Here is a 22,407-nt window from a genome sequence, read left to right as displayed (position 1 = left end):
TATAATTAATACAAGGGGGAAGGCTTGAAATGCTGAGAAAAAATAGATTCATTATGCTCGCACTCGTTTTAACCTTCGTAATGATTTTGAGCGCATGTGGCGGCAACAACAAGGCCAATGCGCCCGCTAAGGCTACAAATAATGCCTCTGAGGTAACAAGTGAGCCTACAGAAACAGCGAGTGCAACGAATGCAGCCGAAGCTTCAGATACCATAGACACCTCTAAAGAAGTAAAGCTAAAAATGATTTTTGTAGGGCCTAAACCCGTAGACTATGATAGTGTTTTTGCTGAAATTAACAAGAAACTGAAAGAAAAAATTAATGCGACCCTTGAGGGCGAGTTCTTGGACTGGTCTGACTGGGCTCAAAAATATCCACTGAAGCTAGCGGCAAATGAAGATTTTGACCTCATCTATTCAGCAAACTGGGCCGGTTATAATGATCAGGCGCTGAAAGGCGGATTTCTAGAATTAACCGATGAGCTAATTACCAAATATATGCCAAAAACTAAGGAAGCTATGTCAGATGTGAGCTGGGATCAGGCAAAAGTAAACGGCAAACTGTACATGGTTCCACAAAACAGAGGGGAATCTGTTGAAAAGCTGATTCTCTATCGTGAAGATTTACGTAAGAAATACAATCTTCCCGAAATCAACAGCCCGGAAGCATATGCTACTTATTTGAAGACGATAGCAGAAAAGGAAAAAGGAATTACACCGTTCACTCCGGAAACGGGGGACTGGAAGTATCATAACTTGGACCGTGTATTATTGAAGCAGCAAAACGAATGGAATATGTTTGACCTAGATCTTCCGTTTGCCTTCAAATTGACCGATGAAACAGGTAAAGTCTTTAACGTCTATGAAACGCAAGAGTTCAAAGATCTACTCGTGTATTACAAAGATCTCGCTGATAACAATGCTTGGTCGAAAAACGTTCTGAACAGTAAAAATGATCATCAAGCGGATTTTAAAGCAGGCAAAACCGCTTCAATTACGCATAATAACGGAACACTTGGAGCACTCATGGCCTTGATGCGCCAAGAAAATTCTCCTTATGAAGTTGCGTTGGCTGATATTAACCAAGGGAAGAAAAAATCAGTGGCGATTTCTACACAAAACGGTACGTCGATTCATGCGACTTCCAAAAATGTAGAACGTTCCTTGATGCTGATCGATCTGATGCAAAACGATAAAGAACTGCACGACCTGATGATGTACGGAATTAGTGGCGTGCACTATGAACCGGTTGGCGACACCAAATATAAAGCACTCGACAAAAATCCGAACTTTACCGGCTTCTCTAATTGGAACTTCAACTCGCCACTCAACCTTGACAATGAAGCATTCCCTCAAGAAGCTAACGATCTGGCTAAGGGCTGGGAAGCTAACGTCTACCACTATGCCCTTGAAACCTTTGTATTCGACAATAGCAAAGTGAAGACGGAAATTGCCAATGTGGGCAATGTAATGCTCCGCTATGCCATTCCGCTTGAGTACGGCGTAATTAAAGATATCGACAAAGGCCTTGCAGATTTGAACAAACAGCTGAAATCAGCTGGCATTGATAAGATCCAAGCCGAGCTGCAAGTGCAAATCGATGCTTTCTTAGCGAACAAGTAATATACACGATAAGGGAGGCCCAACAGTCATGAAATGGCTGTTGGGCCTCCCTGTTTTTTGAGATGGATCGTATATGAAGGTGCTAGCGGACACAGCCGAGCGGCGTATAAAGAGTTGAGAGGTTGGATTTGTTTTAGTATGAGCTAGTATAATTAGGAAAGAGACTCCCTCACGGGAGCCTAAATAGCTTCAAGCGCATCATAAGCGGGCCATTAGCTTCGGAAGATTGGAGAGAGATTGTTCCCACAAAATGTTTTTTCGTGTTAAAAGGTTGTGTTAGGCAGTACTCGATAGATGAATCGGGCAAAGAAGTCACATCTAATTTCTACACGGAAGAGCAAGCGGCTTCGATTTTTAATCGGCATCAAGAAAATAAGCCCTCTGCATACACCTTAACCTGTCTAGAAGATAGTACATTGGTGGTTGGTGAACTTAATGCGGAACAAGATATGCTTCACAAACACTCGCAATTGGAAACGATGATCCGCAAAATGGTAGAGGAGAACTTAGGTGAGGTGCAGGACGAATTAACTTCATTTATCGCTTCCAATCCTGAAGAACGTTATAAAGCCTTGTTGCAAAAAAAGACCTCACTTACTTACTCACTCGCGTACCTCAGCATCAATTGGCCAGCTATCTGGGGATGACACCAGAGTCGTTGAGCAGAATTAAGAAGCGGGTTCATTCCAGTGGTAACTAAAAAGAAAGTCATACATTTTTGGGGAGTTTTCCTCCTCTAAGCAGTAGCCATATCCCAAAACCTAGTTCTATAACTCACAATTACCAGATGCCCGCCAAAAACGACCAACCCCATAGACCAGATCAATTGAAATGCATCCAGAAATAACATTATAAATGCTTGAGTCTGTTCGATTTTTAATGAGGGAAAGTCGATTGTATTTCCCGTGAGCAGCAGCACAACTATCAAGTTAAGTATAGAGACTCCCAATATATCGGAATAGGTTAGACGAAGCCAGGCGCCGAGTAATGATAGCTTTTGGTTAATCGGTTCTAGAAACACATAAAACGCCCAGGCGACCAGGATGTCAGTAATCATAATGATGATCCAACCCAAGATTTCACCTTTGAAAAGATTGTTTGATGATACGATATTGTTGAATGTGGCGCTGGCATCGCCCTGCACTACAAGATTCCCATGGACAAAGCCATACGAAAAAAATGAGGCAAGGGTCATGATGATAAGAGAGATTCCAGCAGTTAGAGCGGATTTTCGCTGATTCGATAGGTCTTTTTCTGAGATAGCCTTAATATAGCCTCCTAAAGGACTTTTTATTTTCATTGTAATTAGGAGTAGTATGGCGGGCATTGACTTAAATCAAGAAGTGCATCATCAGACAGGAACAAAGGCTTGTTATCAAATTAACGGAAGTTCATCCAGCCGTTCGTAAATCAACAATCCTTTCTCTTGCGCAACCTGTACCATTTCATCGGCACCCTGAGATGATCCTCCAACTCGAAGCACGGCATCACAGTAATTAAGCAGGCGAATGGAAGATGGATGGAAAATTCGGTTGAAAACGTCGTCTCCTAGATTAGTGGAACCGGCTGTAGCAATAAGAGGCAAAGCATACCACTCCCCCAGCACAGGCATATGCCCAGCCTCGTAAACTTGAAGAGCAATTTTATTCATGTATTTGACATTTTCCTCGATTAATATTGGATCATCATTGGTTCCAGAACGATATGGGCCAGCGATGAGGATGTGCAGCGGTTTCGATTTTACCTTCAAGAGACCTTGGATCTGAGCGTATTGGAGCAGCATTACCGTCTTAGCATCACGAATCTCGCCGCTTTGGACCATGTCAAGCGCTTGAGCAAACGGAAGTTCCACTACTTCAATATTTTCCTGTTCCTCCTCAAGTCCCCCACCCGGACCTTTTGTCATGACATCACTATACTCAGCTACAAAGAAGTGCAGGGTTTCGGTAACAGATCCTGGTGACATATAGACCTCGCCAACTTTCTGCACTCGATCGATACGGTACCCCGTCTCTTCCTCCGTTTCCCTCAGAATACTTTCTTCTGGTGTTTCTTTATCGAGTAGCCCCGCGCAGGTTTCGATAAGCATTCCAGTCACATTGCCGTTTAGATAAGTAGGCATTCGGAATTGTCTCGTAAGTACGATGGTTTGTTTGTGTCGATTATAGAGTAGAATGGTCGCTCCGTTGCCTCGATCATACACTTCACGGGATTGTGTCTCCCATTGTCCATTTTCTTTTTCATACTTGAATGTGATCTTCTTTAAGGTGTACCAGTTATCTGATAGAAGTTCCTCTTTTACGATCCGTACTCTTGGGTTGTAATGCTGTGCCTTCATCTCATTTCCTCCCTAGGAAAACCCCATTTTCTTTAGTCATTTCGAGAGCTCCATTCTCCTGTAGAAGCCGATTGACGTGTTTTAGAAATTCGTCTATAGCCGCACCGACAAGTCGCTCTTTTGCGTTCATCGGGGTCGATATCATATATTCAATCAGGGGTTCAGCTTCGTCGACTAACAGACGGTCGTCGTAACGTAGTAACCGAAGATCGGAGAAGCAAGAAGATAGCAGGTCTCCTCCGTTACCCAGATTAAATCGTTTAATAGCTTGATCCAATACATGAAGGTCGGGGTCGAACGAGACCGCCAAGTGCTCAATCTCTTGTAGGTGTTGAGTGCTCATTGTAGAGGTGCATATTATACCCCCTCGCTTTAGGACGCGGTGTATCTCGTGGATCGCTCTAGGGATATCCGGCACGTGATACAGCATGTTGTTAGCGATAACCACATCGAAATGCTCATCATGGAAGGGGATTTGTTGCGCGTCAACAGATAAGAGCTTAAACTGTGAACTTTTACTTCCTAAGCGGCAACGTGCTTCTTCTACCATCCCGCTCGAAATATCAGTAAGTGTGATGCGCCAGCTGCTTGGAATTCGTTCGGCGTTTCTTATCCAAAAGGTCCCATCGCCGCCACCTAACTCTAGAATGTGGGCTCCAGGGTGCACCTCCAGTTGTTCAAACACCCAATTATGCCAGCCTTGCGGATTTGTACTGAACTTGTCATAAAGATGTATCCGCGTTTGCAAGCGGCTTGCCGTCCGATACTGTTCCCCCCAATCTTGCTTACTCTGTAAGGTTTGAATAACATTTGCTAAGTGGTTCCAATCAGACCGATTGACCGACATTTGCATAGCATCTCGTATTGCATGAACTACATGCTCCGTATGAGTGATTTTTCTCTGTAGAACATCGAGCTGTGCTTGTAATGAATGTCTGATCTCCCCTATGGATAGCGACTCTGCATCTAAGATGTCTTTTATTTCTTGAAGTGATAGCCCTAAGTATTTCAACGTTTGAATTTGCTGCAATTTTTCTAGGTCTTTCATGTTATAAGATCTTATCGATCCCGCATGATGATTTTCTGGAATTAGAAGCCCAATCTGATCGTAATATCGCAATGTCCTGACCGTTATTCCTGTACGCTTTGCAAGCTGCCCTGTCGTTAAATAGTTCTCTTTGTACATCCTTTCCTCACATCCAATCGATTGCTCCAGCATGTTGTTCTCAGTTAGTATAGCAGGTGACGTAACGTCACCTTCAAGCAAAATTTATGTATAAGAAACAGAGGGCAAGCACCCTGACAACAGTTGGCCTTTCAGCGCCCTCTTGGAAATAATCGGAGCAAATCAACAGGGGTGGAGGTTCCGATTTCCGGGCATGTTACTTACAACATGTTTTAGGAGGGGATAAGGGATGTCCAGAAGAAACAGGAAATATGCCGTGCCAGGAGTCAATCGCGGAATGCAAACGTTTAAAGCCGAGGTGATGCGGCGCGAGGGTTATGATGTAGATCCGGAGCGGCCTGATGATGTGAAATATGAAGTCGCAAAAGAACTTGGTATCCCATTAGAACACGGTGAGAATGGACATTTGAGTACAGAATCAGTGGGTCAGATTGGCGGAAAAATTGGTGGGTCGATGGTCCGCGAGATGATTCGTCTCGCACAGCAGCAATTGGTGGATCAGGAGAGGGAGTAGCATTTTTTCTAAATCATAAAGTTGCAGAAAATATAGGAGGCGGCTTTAGTCCTGAATTGCCTGGGACGGAGACCGTCCTCTTTGTATTTTCCCAAAACAATCTAATTAATGGTAGAATTTTACCGATGTTCCACGGTATAGTGAAGAAGGTTATAACACCATTCAATTCTGTATTGGGAGAGGAATCGTCGGATGAATCAGAGGTATCGTAAACGCAACACAGCTGCTTTCACAGGGGTATCGTATTTTGCATTGGCTGCAGGTCTTTTTCTATTCTGTTTGGGGGTGTACAACGACGATTGGGAATTGAACGTGAAAGGGTATTATTTGCTTTGCATGGTGTTAATTACGATTAGCTGTATCGTTGTGCAAAAGGTCGTTAGAGACAACTCAGAGGATAAAGAAATTAAGCTAGAAAATCCGAAACACAGGATGAGAAATACAGGGGCTTTCACAATTATGGCTTTTGCAGGCTTGGTTATTGGGTATGTAATGTTCTTTATTGGTCTGTACAATGCTCCATTTCAATTGAATGTAAAGGGGTATTATATAGCTGTTATTGTGTTGATCTCATATAGCGCCGTTGGCGTTCAGAAAGTGACGAGAGATAACGCGGAGGACAAAGAGATTCTCGCCGAGCAAGATGCCAGGAGAGACATTCAAGGGTAAAGAGGGACAATTATCATAGATTATAAAGAAGAGCTTCGTGAGTAGGGACGAAGCTCCTTTTTATTTTAAAATCCCTTATCCAAATCCTCTAGCACCATTTTCAGAATCATCCTCGTATCCTGTTTCAGTTCGCCATTCAAATGCTCTCTGATATAAGAGACAGCCGGTTCGCCGAGTCCAATCATTTGCTCGTACGCTTCGTAGTCGGTTTTCCAGAAGCTGTATGGGCTGCCCTCACCGAATTCACCCTGCTCGATGACGGTAACCCAATGAAGAACTTGCCCTTTAAGCGGTTTCTGCTGCACTGCGTTGACGGCTATCCGGAAGGCTTCGTCCTTCTCGTTTACATTAGGCATCGCCTTATATAGCTGCTCCTCGCTAACGCATTTTCGAAGCAACTGACTGGTGGTGAGAAGATCTCCTCCGACACCATCCGCCGCAGAGACGTAGGCGATGAAATCATCGGTACGATTGAGCTGCTGAAGGTCATGCTCCAAACGATGAATCACATCAATGGCTATCAGGAAGAGCTGGGAATCTCCAAGTGTTTTCTCCAACATATAGTCTTCTTCGATTGCGAGATATCGGGGCTCTTCCATGTTGATACAGTAGAGAATACTCAGCCACTTCTGAAGCCGCTCAGGTATTTCTTCATACATGAATGTGTAGTCACCTTCTGCGTATTTGAATTCCTGATAAAGCTGCTCGCGGGCCAGGTTATAGTGGTCGTTTTCTCTTTCAAGATACCGCTGACGATTATGTTCAAGGGCTTCCTCTACACTTTGGTTCAAACATTCCAGATTGTTGATGTATATTAGATAGTCTCCGTGATACGTATCCGTATAAATGGAAAAGGTGTAGACATCCTTGTTGTTCCCCTCCGCGATATAATTCCTCAAAGCAGATTTACAAAATTCATATAAGGCGTCTTCAATGTCTTTGGAACTCACAACGATACCATCAGTCGAGCTGATCGAATCCATCTCAATGATTTTCTTATCGGGGGTACAGAGGATATAGCCTCCACTGCCATCCAATTCCCGTCTTCCACTGATTAGCTTGCCGATATGTACATCATAAGCACTCATTGTCGGAACATCTCCCTTTGTTTGAATGTGTATGCAATATTCAACGTGAGTTGAAGCATTTTCAGCTTATTAACTTTCTTGAAGGAGAGTTGTAAAGCTAAAGTCACTCCGTTAAAGTGATTATAAGACATGTTAGATAAGGAGCGGTGAAATGAATTTTATAAAAGAAAATCTTTTTTGGCAGTATCCAGTAAACACTTTTTCTATTACAGATGAGAAGATTGAAATTATAACTGAGCCTAATACGGATTTTTGGCAACGCACCTATTATGGGTTCAGGAACGATAATGCACCTGCGCTGCTAATGAAGACGGATGAGAAATACTTTTCTTTTATAGTGAAAACTGATTTTGACAGCGCTCATAGATTTGACCAGTGTGGAGTAATTATTTATCAGGACAGTGACAATTGGTTCAAGGCATCGATTGAATACGAGAATGAAGAATATCAAAGATTGGGTAGTGTGGTTACGAATCACGGATATTCAGACTGGGCAACAACAGATCTCGACGCAACAATAAAAACAATGTACTACAGATTAAGTCGACGTGAGAGTGACTTCTGCGTTGAAAGCTCTTTAGATGGAATTACCTTTAAGCAGATGCGTATTTTTCATTTGTTTGAAGGGAATGAGCATATCAACTTCGGTTTATATGCTTGTAGCCCAGAGGATTCTTCATTTAAAGCAACTTTCACAGAAATAGAAATCACAGAATGTCAGTGGTTGGAGCATAAATAAAGTTAAGGAACTAAGAATAAGCTAAAGGAGCCTCGTGAGTAGTGACGAAGCTCCTTTTTATTTTAAAATCTTTGTATGTTAAAAAAAATTTGAATGAACTAACTAGGTTCACGTAGGCACTCTTTTTTTAAATAAGCAGCAAAGCTCTTGATATTCATCCGTATATGCCGATTATTGCCCTCGAGCTTACTCATCATGATGCCGCCCTCCATGATGGAAAGGGAGAAGGTAGCTAGTGCCTCAATGTCGAGATCTGCTTTGAATTCACCACTTTGTACACCTTCAGAAATGATTTTCTTTTTGGATTCCAGTGTGCCTATTAGGGCTTGCTGGGCTTTTTCACGTAAGCCTGGATGGCTGTCGTCGCTTTCAATAGCCGTGTTGAGGAGCGGGCACCCCCCAATAAAGGGTGGCGCTTCAACTACTTTCTCGTACACATGTAAATAAGCTAATAGCTTGCCAGAGGCCGTTTCTTGCTGACTAATGGCATGAGCTAGTTGGGCCCCTACAATACTACCCGCATAGCTAAAGGCTTCATATGCAATCTCATCCTTACTGGAAAAATGACGATAAATTCCACCTTTCTTAATGCCTGTCAATTCAGTTATATCAGATAAGGATGAGCCCGAATATCCTTTCTGGTTAAACAGTTCAGCGGCTTTAGCTATGATGTAATTGCGAGTCTTCTCACCCTTTTCCATTGTCATCCTCCGTCCTTAATTGTATATGTACACGTAGTATATCAAATGAAATTATTCTGTTGCAAAGAAAAGCATCTATGCTATTATAAAAGATACCGATCGGTATCTTTTATAATAGACAGGGGTGGAAACCATAATGGAAACGACATGGTTTAAGGAATCCAGGTATGCATGGATTGGATTAGGATCTCTCTGGGTTATTGGATTTATTGGTGCATTGACTCGCTTCAGCTTGTCTTTTTTTCAGGTGCAAATATCGACGGATTTACAGATTAGCAGGGGATTCATCTCAATGGCATGGTCCACCAATTTATTCATCGTAGCCGTATGCGCGCCTTTGGGGGGCTGGCTCGTGGATCGTTATGGCACAAAGAAGATACTAATGTTAAGTGCAATCATGAGTACTTTGGGTACTGGTATTGTCGTGTTAGACCACCATCCTATTGTCTTTTTTATTGGATACGGTGTTATCTCTGGTTTGGCAGGTATTGGGGCGACGACGAATTATATATTGATGTTTGAATGGTTTCGGCATCATCGGGCTAAAGCAATGGCTTTGCTGGCGAGTGCCTCTTCTGTAGGATTAGCGATTATTACACCCATTTTCGTATCCATGGACTGGCTGACTTGGAAAAACGCCTTTATGGCTTCTTTTATCCTAGGTGTTTGTGTAACACTTCCCGTAATTTGGTTAGGAATTAAGAGTTTACAACAGAAAAATACGGAGAGAGCTCCTTCGGATCGTTCAATAGAAGTCGAAGGTCAAGATACATCACCTAGAGTAACTCCACCGTCCAAAAAATTTATTTCTCTTCCTATCTTTGTCGTAGTCGCGATTGCGCTGTTCACCTGCGGTATCAATATGGGATCCGTCGAGATGAATTTGGTAGCCATACATCAGTTGGCAGATGTATCACCAAGCATGATCGCCTTATCTATGAGCATCCTTGGTATTATGGAAATCACGGGGGCACTCATTTGCGGCTATTTTCTGGACCGATACAATAAATTAATGATGATGTCTCTATTGTATGGCATACGTATTATAGGTTTTGCTTTCCTCTTTATGCACTTGGGAAGTTCACCTATTCTTTTTGCTATAGCGTTCGGAATTACCTACTTAAGTGCATTACCAGGTGGAATGCTTGTCATTAATGAGTTTGCAAAGGGTAAAGGAAAACATACCGGTATTCTACTTCTCATGCACCAGGGCGGCGGTATAGTAGGTGTATTAATCGGAGGCCTATCCTTCGATTATTTTGGGAATTATCAGAACTTGATTGTTGTTGATGTTATAATCTGTATCCTCGTAACGCTAGGCTACTTCGGATTATTCACGACACATAGAAGGAATCTTCGGGTTCAAAATAAGAAGGTTGCAGTAAGTGAGTCACTTTGACTTAGATATGGAGGGATGTAAATATAACTGCATGCATAATTGGCTATCTTGTCCTTCATATTATAGAGGGTACTCATCTAAGAGCAAAGGAGAATGTAATTTGCAGCAGCAACCACTATCAGGAAGTATAACGATGGGGGGACAGCAGCAAGATCACGGCGCCCACGAAATGTTCGATGTGCACGAGGTATTGTCCTGCCAGATCAATCTACTGGATCAGTTCATGATATTCAGAACCTTTGTTCAGGATCAAGAGCTACTGTCTATCTTGGATCGACAGTACAATTTCATGCTGGAACAATACAACTTGACCTGCCAATGCTTTAAGACAGGGCAAAAGCCAAGCCAGGAAACGGCTACCTATCTTATCCCGAATATGACACAGCCGGTTTACGGTCTCCAGCCTGCTCAGCCGAAGAAGCCCAACGCGTCATTAGCGGATGTGAAAGATGGGGGCGTCAGCGGGTATATGCTTGGTCTAATCAAATCCCATGCCTCTTTGCTGGCCATGTCGTCACCTGAAGTGACGAACCCAGCGCTGCGCCGGGTATTGGCTTCACAGGTGCAGCATTTTATTGAAATGGCATATGAGTTGTTTCTTTATCAGAACAAACATGCCTATTATCAGGTTCCGCAGCTTCAGGGTTCAGTAATACAACAGATGCTGGATGCTTATGTTCCGGCTGCCGGATCTCCACAGATGCCCCTAAACAACTAGGGTACTACGGATCTCAAAATTGTAAAATACCCGACTTCGTTCGTTATTGAACAGAAGTCGGGTTTTCTTTTGCCTTCCTAAGCCTACACCAGAATAAAATAACACCCTAAAACGCATAGTAAGAACAGATGGGAGGATATACATATGGGTACTCCAACTGGCAAGCTACCCTGGTGGCAGCTTACTTTATTTGGTGTAGGCTGCACGATTGGCACGGGGTTTTTTCTTGGTTCCAGCATCGCTATCCGTAAAAGCGGATTATTGGTGCTGGTTATTTTTGTGGTGGCTGCTGTGGCAACTCTGTTCGTCTATGAGGCGCTGGCCCAAATGACTATGCAGAATCCTCAAAAGGGCTCTTTTCGTAGTTATGCCAAAGAGGCTTTTGGCCGCTGGGCCGGGTTCGGCATGGGCTGGATGTATTGGTGTTCAGAAATTCTAATACTTGGCAGCACCTTGACTGCCTTAGGCCTGTTCTCGCGGGTATGGTTTCCGAGTTGGCCGCTTTGGATTTTTACTGCCGTCTATGCCGTGCTGGGTCTGCTGGTCATTATTCTAGGTAGCCAAGGGATTAACAAAGCGGAAAATCTATTCGCCATGATTAAAATCGCCGCGGTGCTGATGTTCATCGTGGTCGCCGTAGTTGCCCTTTTGAGAGGAAGGGGGAACTGGGATACGATTCACAGTTCGGCAGCATGGCTGAATAAAGGATGGATGGGTGCCTGGAAAGGATTACTTTATGCGTTCTATGCTTTTGGCGGCATTGAGGTCATGGGCTTTATGGCTTCAGATCTCCGGGACTCGAAAGAAGCTCCAAAAGCAGGCAGGTTTATGCTGCTAGGCGTGACCCTGCTGTATGTACTGTCGATTGGACTCGCCCTATTATTCGTAAGCCCTGAGAAAGTTACGCCTCACCAAAGCTCAATTATTGCTGCGCTTGAAGCGATGGGACTACCTATTCTTGTATATGTGCTGAACGGGGTAATGATCGTGGCCGGGTTCTCCATTTTAGTGGCTTCATTGTACGCGGTTTCGACTATGCTGGTGACCTTGGCTGAGGATAAAGATGCTCCTTCTTGGCTGGCGGTGACCAAAGGCAAAAGAAAGATGCCGCTCTACGCACTTGGTATCAACATGCTGGGCCTGTGCGTGACAATTGTACTGAGCTTGTTTCTGCCAAAGCAAATTTTTGAGCATATCACCACAGCGGCAGGTCTAGTTATTTTGTACACATGGCTATTCATCCTTGCCTCATTCCTTAAGTTATTGAAACCAAAGATGGGCGGTTGGATTAGATCCATAGTCGCTATGGTGCTGATCATTGCTGCCGTGGCAGGTACACTTTTTGAAAAAGGTGGCCGTCCCGGCTTCTGGTCCAGCCTTGTGATCATCTGTGTCATTGCGTTGATTACCTGGTTTAGGGAGCACCTCTTGAAAAAACGCAGACAAACCTCATAAGCGCTTAAGAGTGGAATTTGGTTCCTATTGCTTTGAACTTGTTTTTCATATAAGTATATGGACATTTAGACGGTGCACTTTCGTCATCTCGCAGAAAATATTGCTTCCATTCTAAATTGCTCTCCTGCCCATACCATTGAAGGGAAGGATGTGCGGGAACACTGTCGTAGTCAGCGAGCTTCTTGCGGATCTGCTTCTTCATGTTGCGGCCAAATGCGGTAGAATCATTAATATTCTCGAACACCCAACGCGGCTGAAAAGCAATGACAAAATAAGGGGTATGGCGGCTTCTCCGCAGCTCATGTGCCGGGGTTGCGCAGAACGCGAAATAAGGATGTCCATCAAAGCAGAACTCCCACGAAGGATGTGCGGGATCTGTAGAAATTTCATCCGGCCAGGGCACCGTGTCCACCGCACTGACGCGGCCCAGAATGGACCAGAACAAATTCTCATATTCCTCAATGGAGTAGCCTTCTGCCAGATCTGCCGGTGTTTCAAAAAACAGGACAAGAGAGGCATATTTACCGGTATCCCGCGAGCATTCGCCATATTGACGAAGGAAATGAGCGACTTCCATAGTCGAATCTTCGTTTCGCGGATCAGCTACGAAGCCAAAACGTAAATTATTGGACAGAAACCCCTGCCGTCCCGGGATACAGGGATATTTGCCTTCGGGATCTGCAATCATAGATGTAAATTGGGAAAAAGCATCCTGCTGCCAGTACGGCAGCTCAGCTAGATGCTCATCCAGCCAGACCTTTGTATTCAAATGGGCCATTCAAAAACACCCTCCTCGTTAAGTTCAAAACATCCTATGCGAAGGGAGGGAGATAGGTGAAGGCCCAGGAAGGCTCTTGCTGGTTGAACCTATTAGCCAAACAACTGTATAAATGCCTGAGAACCGAAGTAGATGCCAAAACCAAGAAGGCAAATTCCCGCGGCAAGGGAAATGAACCGGAGCATAGAAGGGCCGGTGAACCGATGAAAGAAGCTAGACAGCATCGCCATCACCACATCCCAGAGTAGGATGCCAACAAAGATACCCATGCTGTTCCACAGTACCTGATCGAAATGTTGATTTTCTATGCTTTTGGCCAGAATGGAGCCGTAAATGCCTAACCAGAAAAGAATGCTGAGTGGGTTCATCAGTGCCATTAGAAATCCAGAACGGAAGGCGCTAGTGCCGGTCTGTGCACCACGCGAGGCGGATCCAGGCACGGCATTGATATTTTTCAAAGTGTCAATTCCGCTATACAGGAGAACGAAGCTGCCGAATGTCCACAGGAAGGTTTTCATAAACGGGGTATTCAGAAAGTGAGCTAATCCAAAGTAAATGAGTAGCATATACACTAAATCTGCACACATGGCCCCCAGTCCAATCATCCAGGATTGGAAAAATCCCATCCGCGCTCCCCGGTCAAGCTGGGCTGCATTGATGGGACCAATAGGTGCAGATAATGAAATGCCGAGTACTATATAGGTGATAAAGCTATTCATGGTCATCGCTCCTTGAATGAGATGTTAACTTGTACAAGTCATTCTATTCAAGAAGTGGGTAAGTTAGAAGACGAGCCTGGCGGGCGCTATTCTCTTTGCGACATACTCTAAACAATCTCCACGGCAATCGGTGTACACTTGTACCCGTTGCAGACACTTTCGGAGCATGGACATGCCGATATGGCAATGATCAGATCCATCTCAGCCCGCAACTCAATATAATCGCCGGCTTTTGAGAGAGGACGCTCCACGCTGACTTTTCCAGAAGGATCAATGACAGTATTCATGAAGAGGTTAAATGGATAATGCTGATCGGGAGCAGGCAGTCCAAACTCTCCCAGTGCCTCATTCAGGTTATTGTAGCAGCTGGCGTGATCCTTTTTGTTATACAGCACCTCATACATCTCGGGACGGCAGGCGGAATTAATGAAATCATGGCGCCCCACAGTATCCTTAATAATCGTAAGCAGTGGTCTATATTGGTTGGAATAGAGGATGTCCCCCGGGAGCACATTCATCTTGCCTAGAGCATCTATCGTTACACCGGGGTCAATCCGCTCATTAGGGCGAACGGCGTTATAAGCAGCGAAATCGGCTACCTGCTCTCCCTCTACATCGGTTACCCGGACAATCTGTCCTTTGTCCAACTTGAAGCCCAATCCCTTGGTTGCTGGAATCAGCCATTGTTGTTCGCTCATCAGTACTCTCCTTCGGGATAGTCATAGTCTGTGAGGGTTAGTATGGCTCTTTACCAAAAAAGTCATGCAAAGTATGGAGCTGTGTGGCGGCATTATAGAAACAATTCGTTCGATTCGACGACAGTCTTTAGGTATCAGAATGACATTTATTTTGAAGGAAAACTCATTCGAAATATAGCCCCACCATGCTCTCCGTTATGAGCGGATATAGCCCCATCACACCGTTCAACAATTGCACGTGAAATGGCGAGGCCAAGTCCTGTTTCTCCATTCTTACCTTTAATAAAACGCTGAAATAGCTGAGGCAGTAGATGATCAGGAATACCTTCACCATCATCAATGACATCGATTTGCACTTGTCCATCCTGCTCTGAAGTTTCTATATCCACGGCTTGTGATGCATGCCTGATCGCATTACTCATAATATTTAGTACCGCTTGTAATAGTTTTTCCGAATCTCCATGAATATGAAGTTTGCTCGGGTTATCCACTTCGTACCTTACCTTGATGTCAACTTTCTCATTTATAGCTAATGGACGTATTCGATCGACGGTTTTATCGATTAATTGTTTAACCGACACTTCTTCTTGATCAAAAATACCATCTTCACTTTCAAGCTTGGCTAACAAGATCATCTCTGTGACAATGCCCTTAAGCCGTTCACATTCGCTCGAGATTACATCGAGACCATTGTCAGCACGATCCCCGGTGAAAATACCATCTCGAATTCCCTCAGCATAACCTTGAATAGTCATTAGTGGGGTCTTAAGCTCATGAGAAGCATTCTGGAAAAATTGCCTTTGAGCATGATGGTATTGCTTAAGTTCTCCAGCGAGATGATGGACACTTTGGGCTACCTCACCAATTTCTCCGCCAGTTTGAATAAGCTGCACCTCATCAAAATGACGTTTTTCAACTTTTTTGAGCTCAAGCTTTAATTTCTCAAGAGGAGTAACTAGACGTTTGGTAATAAATAAACTTAGGCCAAAGGCAATAGTTCCCCCAATCACCATAATGAACATCATTCTTGTAAAAAGCTCTGATTGATATGATTTAAGTTTGCTTAGCGGTGTAGACAAGACAAGTGTGGCTGGGGCCACAGCACTTGCTGGATCAAGACTCTGTGGATTAGAAGTTAAGGTCTCAACAATATATTTCTCCTGTCCATTTTGCCAGAAGCCCTGCTGATTGTGACTTGAGTACTGTTCAATGAGCGGTAACCATGTCTGTGTCTGCGCTTCAGTCATTGTACTAAATAATATATTACGATTCGGCTCTATGAGTAACGCATCTACTGATCTATTAATCTCTTGAGCTGGCTGTACGATAGCTGCTGCTGATTGAGAAGGTGTTAGGTCTTGAACAGGTAACGAATTGACCAACTCCATCATTGCACTACCTTGTGATCTTAGTTCTTCTCTTTGATTATTGATCAGCGTGTCCATTAGTAAGGGATAAACGAATGTAGCTGTAAGCACGAGTACGCACACCAGTAATATTCCAAATGATAAATGAAGCTTATAGATTAGTTTCATGTTATGTCTTCACTCCATCCACGCGCATTCGATAACCATAGCCCCAAACGGTTTCAAGAGGCAGGTCTTCCATTTTACGACGAAGTCTTTTGACTAAATCGTCAATGGCTCGATCGCTGCCGAAATAGTCATCCCCCCACACTAATGTTAACAGCTCATTGCGTGAAAAAGCACGATTGGGCTGCGCTGCTAAGGTATGAAGCAAGGAAAATTCCTTCACCGTCATTTCAATCTCTTTAGATTGCCAGTACACCAGACGACTATCTAATACTAGACGGAGATCGTCGATGATGAGGTCGTTTGATTTTGAAAAGACTATACTCTGTTCTGATTTTTCAGTAAGAGAGTTAAGCCGATGGAATAAACGATTTACTCGTGCGACCAGCTCACGTGGGCTGAAGGGCTTAGTTAAATAATCATCACTTCCAAGCTCAAGTCCAAGGATTTTATCTACTTCCTCATCACGGGCAGAGATCATAATAATAGGAACTTCGGCTTCCTTGCGAATTTGTTTGCAGAATTCATAGCCATTCATACCTGGAAGCATGATATCTAGAATCCACATATCCGGGCGCTCTATGTTCCATAACATGAGCGCTTCTTCTGCTGACCCTAAAGATATAGTTCTGTAGCCTTCCTTCTGTAAATAAGTCTCAACGATATCTCTTATATGACAATCATCTTCAACGATTGCGATTTGATAGCTCTTCATCAGGCAGACCTCCTAACCCATACATCTATTATTCTAACAAAGTTGTTCTTTCAAGCGGGCTTTTCCATACTTTTTCCACAATTGCTCCAAATTAATACCGAAGCTGATCTATAGAATAGTTATTTGTACGGTAAATATGTTGCTTGTATGGAACAAGCTCGAAAGGGGGTTGAGGCTGTGAGAATTTCATATTTGGCTCGCAAGGAGATTCTTGTGGCATTCTGCTTTCTTGCTCCGAGTTTGATTGGTTTTGCACTATTTTATTTGATTCCGTTTGGTCAAAGTGTTGTATTTTCATTTGAGAATCCAAGTGGTGAGGCAGGGATATCGCTTGCCAATTACCAGAGCCTATTAGCAAGTTCGTCCTTTCAAAAGGCGGCGGGGAATACATTCTGGTTCACAATTATTGGCGTTCCGATCCTTATTGTGTTGTCACTTACTCTTGCCATGCTGCTTAACAAACGAGTCTACCTTCGAAATTGGCTGCGCACCTCTTATGTACTGCCACTGGTTGTTCCAGTAGCGTCAATTGTGCTCGTATGGCAGATCCTATTCGATTGGAACGGTTTTTTCAATCATGCATTAGAGTGGATGGGAATGGAGCGGATCGATTGGATGAAATCAGAGTGGGCGCAAGGTGTCATTATTTTTATCTATGTATGGAAAAATATTGGCTATAATGTGGTCCTGTTCTTGGCCGGCTTGCAAAATATTCCTGATCAATATTATGAGATAGCAAACCTGGAAGGAGCAAGCTGGGCTCGTAAGCTCCAGATCACCTTGATTTATTTAATACCGACAGGATTTTTAGTGATGCTGATGTCCATTCTGAACTCATTTAAGGTATTTCGGGAAATCTATTTAGTTGCGGGTGACTATCCACATGACAGTATCTATATGCTTCAGCACTATATGAACAATATGTTCCTATCGCTCGATATTCAGAAGCTGTCATCTGCAGCTTTCTTAATGGTGCTCTGCATTCTAGTCATTGTGTTGATGCTCTTCCGAATTGAACATAAGTTCCGTTCATTTATGGAGTAAAGGGAGGGGTGTAAATGAACAAGAAACAGATAAGAACACTGCTACTTACTATCTTTTTAACCGTGATCGCGCTTGTAATGCTATTTCCTGTTGTATTGACAATGGTAAGTTCCTTGATGACAGAGAAGGAAATTATCCTGAATTACGGCATGTTAGGTAATACACAGATGAACGATTTTGTTAATTTGAAGCTGATTCCAGATTGGGTTTCGCTGGAGCAATTTTATAAGGTGCTTATTTCAACCTCGCAATTTCTTCGTATGTTTTGGAATTCTGTATTTATGGTGTTTCCAATCATTATAGGCCAGGTCGTGGTGGCAACATTAGCGGCATTTGCATTTGCCAAGCTGCGGTTTCCTGGCAGAGAGCCCTTATTTATTGTGTATCTGATCACGATGCTCATGCCGTTCCAGGTCACACTTGTGCCGAACTATATCATGTCCGATCGGCTAGGGCTTATTAATAGTCCAAGCTCCATTATATTACCAGGGATATTTGCGGCGTTTGGTGTATTCTTGCTCAGACAATTTATGCTCCAAATTCCAACGGCATATATGGAAGCAGCCCAAATGGATGGGGCAGGTTACTTCCGATCCTTTATCAGGATTGTCTTGCCTATGGTGAAACCCGGCATGGCAGCGCTAATTGTTCTGCTGTTTGCAGATTACTGGAATATGGTGGAGCAGCCACTGATCTTTCTGCAGGATGCCAATTTACAGCCCTTGTCCATTTTTCTATCCCGCCTGCAGGAAGATGCGCTTGGGGTATCGTTTGCGGCTGCGGTCTTGTATATGATGCCTATGATTCTCTTGTTTCTTTTGGCGGAACGGTATTTTATTGAGGGCATAGAGCTTTCTGGAATTAAAGGATAGGGGAAATGAGATGACAAGCACATCTAAGCGACAACGATTAACGGCTGCTTTGTTTGTATTATTCTTTGCTATATTGGCTGGTTTGACTTTCTTTAGCAGCACACTCGAAACGATGACGCTGCCCAAAGTAGTTACGGAGAAGCTTACCTCGAAATCATTAGTTCATCAGGTTAAAGGGAGTGGAGTCTTAACGCCTCGGAAGCAGGTGGATTTGTTGAATGAGACTGGCTCTAAAATTGTGAAGGTTCATGTAAAAGAGAATGCTGAGGTTAAGAAGGGGCAAAAGCTCGTGACATTTGATAGCTCTGATCTGGATGAACAGATCTATCAAGAGGAAACGGCGCTTAAGAAACAAAAGCTAAATCGGGAGATTCTCGAGGAGGATATGCTCAATGCATTGATAGGTGGTGATGAGCAAGTGATTGCCAAGGCTGAGCGAGCTCTTGAACTGGATAATATGGATCTTGAACTGGCGCAAAGAAAATTAAATAAGCTGCGTAAAGAAAAAGCGGATAAACAAACGCTGACTGCCCCTTTTGATGGCAAAATCACAAAGATTACAGCAGAGGATAGCATGGATGCTTCACAAGGGGGGACAATCCTGACCTTAATGGATAGTGGCAAGGGCTTCGAATTTTCATTTGCTGTCGAGTCGGATAATACGGCATTATTCGAGATTGGATCTAAGGTTTCTGTTCGATTGGCGAAAGACAATACACTGGTTAACGGTGTAATTGAAGAGATTAAAGCTGCATCCCAAGAGAGCAGTGAAGAAGATTCATCCGATAAATCCAGTTATCAGGTTGTCGTTTCTGTCTCCGATGCTGGTATTAAAGGTGGCGAACAAGTCAGTCTAGATATAAAGAAGGAGTCAAATGAAAAAGGTTATGTGTTACCAAAAAAATGGGTTCATAAAGATGCAACAGGAAGCTATGTCTTTGTAGTTGAGGAGAAGAAAAGCTCACTCGGCAATACGTTTAATGCACGTAAGGCTTACATTATAACAGGTGATTCAACAGAGGATGAGGTTGTAGCTGTGAGCGGGTTAAGTCCTGATGATGAGATCATTATTGAATCAAGTGAACCACTACAAGAAGGTAATAGAATCCGAGTATATTGAAGGGGATGAATGAATTTGAATAGAAGATGGGTATTGGCCATATTAGCAATGATAGTCGTATTATCGGGATGCTCTAGCAGCAGCGTGGGATCAGGTACAGAAGGAACATCTAATGAACAATCAGGTCAGGATGGCAAGAAGATTGAGATTGCGACCATGGCGGTAAGTCCTTATTTAGAGGAGGCGGTTAAGCAATACAAAAAAATTCGTCCAGATATACAAATTGATATCAAAGAGTATCTAGCTAGACCCCAAACGAATGAAGATGGAATGAGTCAATCAGGAGAAGCATTCTCAAAGGGCGATGTTGAGAAGTATATACAAACAGTGAGCACACAGATGATGTCTGGCAAAGGGGCGGACATGATCGTAATGAACGATCTACCACAGGACAAATATGTCGCCAAGAACATGCTGACTAATTTCTATGATCTGATGGATAAGGATGCTGACTTTGATCGAAATCAGTACTATCAGAATATTTTTGAGGGCTCCCAAGATGGTAATGGTTTGTATGCAATGCCATTCTCATTTGTCATCGACGCGCTAACTGGGAATACAGAGTTGTTAGAACAAGCTAACATTAAAATCGATGATCAGACATGGACATGGGATGAGTTTAAAGATATTTCCAAGAAGCTTAAGGGAAAAGTTGGTGAGGATTATTTCGCATTTGTTAATCTATTCCCGATTCAAATGTTAGCGGAGTATATAGAAGCTAATTATGATAAGCTCATTAATCAAGGTCAAGCGAATTTCGATTCCGATCTGTTTCGAGATATGATGAAGCAAATCAAATCGATGTATGATGAGGGCGTACTTAGTAATGATTTTACGTACGACTATACCAAAACCTTGTTCAACAATGCTAACCTTTTCGATCCAATAGGAGGCCTGTCCCAAGTCCTTGATCCAAAGCTTAAAATATATCAAAAGCCAACAGTAAATGGAAAATATAGTGGAACTTCATTTAAGTCATATTTCACTTTAGGTATTAACAGCAAATCTAAGGTTCAAGATGAAGCTTGGAACTTTATTAAGTTCATGCTTTCCGAGGAAATGCAATCTTCATCAGTCGTACAAGGGTTTGCGATGCATAAGGGAGCTGTGGAGAAACAGCTTAATGATGCTAAGCAGCAGGCAGTAGCGGGAACACTACCTCTTCTAGAACAGAAGTTTGATACTGAGACTGTAGAAAGCAAAATCCAAGAATTACATCAGCTTCTAGATGGTGCAAGCAGGAATTTATCTAGTGATCATAAGGTCGTTTCAATTGCAATTGAAGAGTTTGATTCATATATGAGTGGTCAGAAAACCGCTGAAGACGTCAGCAAGCTGATTCAAAACCGAGTCAACACTTACATTAACGAGTAAATAGGTCCTATTCGTAAGGCGTTTAATCATTTAACGGTGATTGAACGTCTTTTGTTTATTTTGCAGGAATCATCCCATTTGTCGTTGAATATATCCCGGTAACCGTATTGCGTATTCAAGATACGCAGCCACAGGAGGAGAACAACCTTGAAATCGACTACCGTTCAAAGCCTTACGGAAACGTTTAAGCTGGAAGTGCTAGCAGGTGCTAGCTGCATGGATCGTGAAATCACTCGTTCAAAGACGCATAGACCTGGACTTGAGTTTGTGGGTTACTTTGATTTTTTCCCAACGAAGCGGGTGCAAATATTGGGCTGCAAGGAAATCAACTATCTGTTAACCCTAAGCGTTGAAGAGCGTAAGTTACATATTGGTAATATCGTCAACTATCATCCACCATGTTTTATTGTGACGACAGGTCAGCAGGAGATTCCCTATTTAACTCTTTTCTGCGAAGAAGAAGGTATCCCGCTGCTTCGTACGCAGGAAACCACGACAGAGATTATCGCAAAGATTGACACTTATCTGATGAAGGCGCTGGCGCCAGAGCTTTCAATTCATGGGGTGTGTGTAAATCTGTCCGGCATAGGCGTTCTACTCAGGGGCAAGTCGGGGATTGGTAAAAGCGAAACCGCGCATACGCTCATTAGAAGAGGCCATCGGTTTGTAGCAGATGATATCGTGGTGCTGAAGAAGCTGGGACCAGCAACTCTTCTCGGCACACATAACGAGACGACCCGCGAGTTCCTAGCGCTGCGCAGTATCGGTCTGATTAACGTTGTGCGCCAGTACGGGCGTAGAGCCTTTCAGGATGAAACGCGAATTGTGCTCGACATCGAGTTGTCTCCTTGGCGAGAGAATTCTTTGAATAATGAGCTCGAACTTGAACCGAAGTTCACAGACTATCTTGGCGTCCAAATTCCGCATATTGAAATCCAGCTTCAGCCCGGCCGCGACGTAGCCGGCCTAATCGAAGCGGCCGCCAACAACTGGTATCTGAAGCAGCTTGGCTATAGTGCCGTTGAAGAGTTCATGCAAAGGATCGAAGACAAGCAATGAAGGGTACCCATAAATTTCTTTATAGGTAAACAGGCCGCAGAAGAGCTCTGGGGTCTGTTTTTTAACT

General features: G+C 43.4%; 22 protein-coding genes and 2 pseudogenes. 14 read left to right on the top strand and 10 right to left on the bottom strand.

The genetic code is table 11. From position 1 onward, the window contains the following. Positions 1-29: 29 nt before the first annotated feature. On the top strand, positions 30-1,622 hold the full coding sequence (locus QNH28_RS29140) for an ABC transporter substrate-binding protein (RefSeq protein ID WP_283909597.1): 1,593 nt from the start codon (positions 30-32) through the stop codon (positions 1,620-1,622). 239 nt (positions 1,623-1,861) lie between these two features. After that, positions 1,862-2,322: pseudogene (locus tag QNH28_RS29135) on the top strand (Crp/Fnr family transcriptional regulator); the annotation flags it as partial. Between the two features lie 36 nt (positions 2,323-2,358). On the opposite strand, the gene QNH28_RS29130 reads toward QNH28_RS29135, so the two are convergent. The 3 genes from QNH28_RS29130 to QNH28_RS29120 all read right to left on the bottom strand — a co-directional run bounded on the left by QNH28_RS29130 (position 2,359) and on the right by QNH28_RS29120 (position 5,227). Then, entirely contained in the window at positions 2,359-2,922 is a 564-nt protein-coding gene (locus QNH28_RS29130) for a DUF4386 domain-containing protein (RefSeq protein ID WP_283909596.1), read from the bottom strand. A 75-nt stretch (positions 2,923-2,997) separates the two neighbouring features. Beyond that, a complete protein-coding gene (nudK, locus tag QNH28_RS29125; RefSeq protein WP_283909595.1) occupies positions 2,998-3,960 on the bottom strand; it encodes a GDP-mannose pyrophosphatase NudK in 963 nt (320 codons plus the stop codon). A gap of 1 nt (position 3,961) precedes the next feature. Further along, the gene (locus QNH28_RS29120; RefSeq protein WP_283909594.1) at positions 3,962-5,227 is read right to left on the bottom strand and encodes a MerR family transcriptional regulator; all 1,266 of its coding nucleotides are present in this window, start codon (positions 5,225-5,227) and stop codon (positions 3,962-3,964) included. Between the two features lie 148 nt (positions 5,228-5,375). Here QNH28_RS29120 and QNH28_RS29115 point away from each other — a divergent pair, with 148 nt between their 5' ends. The 3 genes and pseudogenes from QNH28_RS29115 to QNH28_RS29700 all read left to right on the top strand — a co-directional run bounded on the left by QNH28_RS29115 (position 5,376) and on the right by QNH28_RS29700 (position 6,329). Further along, positions 5,376-5,660: an alpha/beta-type small acid-soluble spore protein gene (locus tag QNH28_RS29115; protein ID WP_076285007.1), complete on the top strand. Its 285-nt coding sequence runs from the start codon at positions 5,376-5,378 to the stop codon at positions 5,658-5,660. A 192-nt stretch (positions 5,661-5,852) separates the two neighbouring features. Beyond that, positions 5,853-6,035: pseudogene (locus tag QNH28_RS29705) on the top strand (YiaA/YiaB family inner membrane protein); the annotation flags it as partial. A 57-nt stretch (positions 6,036-6,092) separates the two neighbouring features. Continuing rightward, positions 6,093-6,329, top strand: coding sequence for a YiaA/YiaB family inner membrane protein (locus QNH28_RS29700; RefSeq protein ID WP_349655079.1), 237 nt, complete (start codon positions 6,093-6,095; stop codon positions 6,327-6,329). A 65-nt stretch (positions 6,330-6,394) separates the two neighbouring features. Here QNH28_RS29700 and QNH28_RS29105 read toward each other — a convergent pair whose 3' ends face one another. After that, complete coding sequence (locus tag QNH28_RS29105; protein WP_283909592.1) at positions 6,395-7,417, bottom strand: hypothetical protein; 1,023 nt, start codon at positions 7,415-7,417, stop codon at positions 6,395-6,397. Between the two features lie 151 nt (positions 7,418-7,568). Here QNH28_RS29105 and QNH28_RS29100 point away from each other — a divergent pair, with 151 nt between their 5' ends. Next, a complete protein-coding gene (locus tag QNH28_RS29100; protein ID WP_283909591.1) occupies positions 7,569-8,156 on the top strand; it encodes a DUF1349 domain-containing protein in 588 nt (195 codons plus the stop codon). Positions 8,157-8,254: 98 nt separating this feature from the next. Here QNH28_RS29100 and QNH28_RS29095 read toward each other — a convergent pair whose 3' ends face one another. Next, positions 8,255-8,857 (bottom strand): TetR/AcrR family transcriptional regulator, encoded by a 603-nt coding sequence (locus QNH28_RS29095; RefSeq protein ID WP_149645512.1) that lies wholly within the window; start codon positions 8,855-8,857, stop codon positions 8,255-8,257. A 136-nt stretch (positions 8,858-8,993) separates the two neighbouring features. Between QNH28_RS29095 and QNH28_RS29090 the strand changes: the two genes are divergently transcribed. The 3 genes from QNH28_RS29090 to QNH28_RS29080 all read left to right on the top strand — a co-directional run bounded on the left by QNH28_RS29090 (position 8,994) and on the right by QNH28_RS29080 (position 12,429). Next, positions 8,994-10,256 (top strand): MFS transporter, encoded by a 1,263-nt coding sequence (locus QNH28_RS29090; RefSeq protein ID WP_283909590.1) that lies wholly within the window; start codon positions 8,994-8,996, stop codon positions 10,254-10,256. A 133-nt stretch (positions 10,257-10,389) separates the two neighbouring features. Then, positions 10,390-10,974, top strand: coding sequence for a spore coat protein (locus QNH28_RS29085; protein ID WP_283912292.1), 585 nt, complete (start codon positions 10,390-10,392; stop codon positions 10,972-10,974). Positions 10,975-11,118: 144 nt separating this feature from the next. Further along, positions 11,119-12,429, top strand: a complete 1,311-nt coding sequence (locus tag QNH28_RS29080; protein ID WP_283909589.1) for an amino acid permease — start codon at positions 11,119-11,121, stop codon at positions 12,427-12,429. A 4-nt stretch (positions 12,430-12,433) separates the two neighbouring features. On the opposite strand, the gene QNH28_RS29075 is transcribed toward QNH28_RS29080, so the two are convergent. The 5 genes from QNH28_RS29075 to QNH28_RS29055 all read right to left on the bottom strand — a co-directional run bounded on the left by QNH28_RS29075 (position 12,434) and on the right by QNH28_RS29055 (position 16,871). Then, positions 12,434-13,207, bottom strand: coding sequence for a YqcI/YcgG family protein (locus tag QNH28_RS29075; protein ID WP_283909588.1), 774 nt, complete (start codon positions 13,205-13,207; stop codon positions 12,434-12,436). A 92-nt stretch (positions 13,208-13,299) separates the two neighbouring features. Beyond that, positions 13,300-13,926 (bottom strand): LysE family transporter, encoded by a 627-nt coding sequence (locus QNH28_RS29070; RefSeq protein WP_283909587.1) that lies wholly within the window; start codon positions 13,924-13,926, stop codon positions 13,300-13,302. A 107-nt stretch (positions 13,927-14,033) separates the two neighbouring features. Further along, positions 14,034-14,624, bottom strand: a complete 591-nt coding sequence (locus tag QNH28_RS29065) for a DUF1989 domain-containing protein (RefSeq protein ID WP_283909586.1) — start codon at positions 14,622-14,624, stop codon at positions 14,034-14,036. Positions 14,625-14,770: 146 nt separating this feature from the next. After that, positions 14,771-16,159 carry a sensor histidine kinase gene (locus QNH28_RS29060; protein WP_283909585.1) on the bottom strand — a complete coding sequence of 463 codons (1,389 nt, stop codon included), beginning with the start codon at positions 16,157-16,159 and terminating at the stop codon, positions 14,771-14,773. A 1-nt stretch (position 16,160) separates the two neighbouring features. Beyond that, on the bottom strand, positions 16,161-16,871 hold the full coding sequence (locus QNH28_RS29055) for a response regulator transcription factor (protein ID WP_283909584.1): 711 nt from the start codon (positions 16,869-16,871) through the stop codon (positions 16,161-16,163). 177 nt (positions 16,872-17,048) lie between these two features. Between QNH28_RS29055 and QNH28_RS29050 the strand changes: the two genes are divergently transcribed. The 5 genes from QNH28_RS29050 to hprK all read left to right on the top strand — a co-directional run bounded on the left by QNH28_RS29050 (position 17,049) and on the right by hprK (position 22,340). Further along, positions 17,049-17,915, top strand: a complete 867-nt coding sequence (locus tag QNH28_RS29050; RefSeq protein WP_283909583.1) for a carbohydrate ABC transporter permease — start codon at positions 17,049-17,051, stop codon at positions 17,913-17,915. A gap of 14 nt (positions 17,916-17,929) precedes the next feature. Continuing rightward, positions 17,930-18,787 carry a carbohydrate ABC transporter permease gene (locus QNH28_RS29045; RefSeq protein ID WP_283909582.1) on the top strand — a complete coding sequence of 286 codons (858 nt, stop codon included), beginning with the start codon at positions 17,930-17,932 and terminating at the stop codon, positions 18,785-18,787. 10 nt (positions 18,788-18,797) lie between these two features. Next, positions 18,798-19,907 carry an efflux RND transporter periplasmic adaptor subunit gene (locus QNH28_RS29040; protein WP_283909581.1) on the top strand — a complete coding sequence of 370 codons (1,110 nt, stop codon included), beginning with the start codon at positions 18,798-18,800 and terminating at the stop codon, positions 19,905-19,907. 15 nt (positions 19,908-19,922) lie between these two features. Then, positions 19,923-21,281 carry an ABC transporter substrate-binding protein gene (locus QNH28_RS29035; RefSeq protein WP_283909580.1) on the top strand — a complete coding sequence of 453 codons (1,359 nt, stop codon included), beginning with the start codon at positions 19,923-19,925 and terminating at the stop codon, positions 21,279-21,281. 147 nt (positions 21,282-21,428) lie between these two features. After that, positions 21,429-22,340, top strand: a complete 912-nt coding sequence (gene hprK, locus QNH28_RS29030) for an HPr(Ser) kinase/phosphatase (protein WP_283909579.1) — start codon at positions 21,429-21,431, stop codon at positions 22,338-22,340. Positions 22,341-22,407: the final 67 nt, after the last annotated feature.

Source organism: Paenibacillus sp. G2S3 (assembly GCF_030123105.1).
Classification (GTDB): Bacteria; Bacillota; Bacilli; order Paenibacillales; family Paenibacillaceae; genus Paenibacillus_AQ.
Note: the sequence above shows the minus strand (reverse complement) of the source record. Positions and strands in the feature narration are given on the sequence as shown.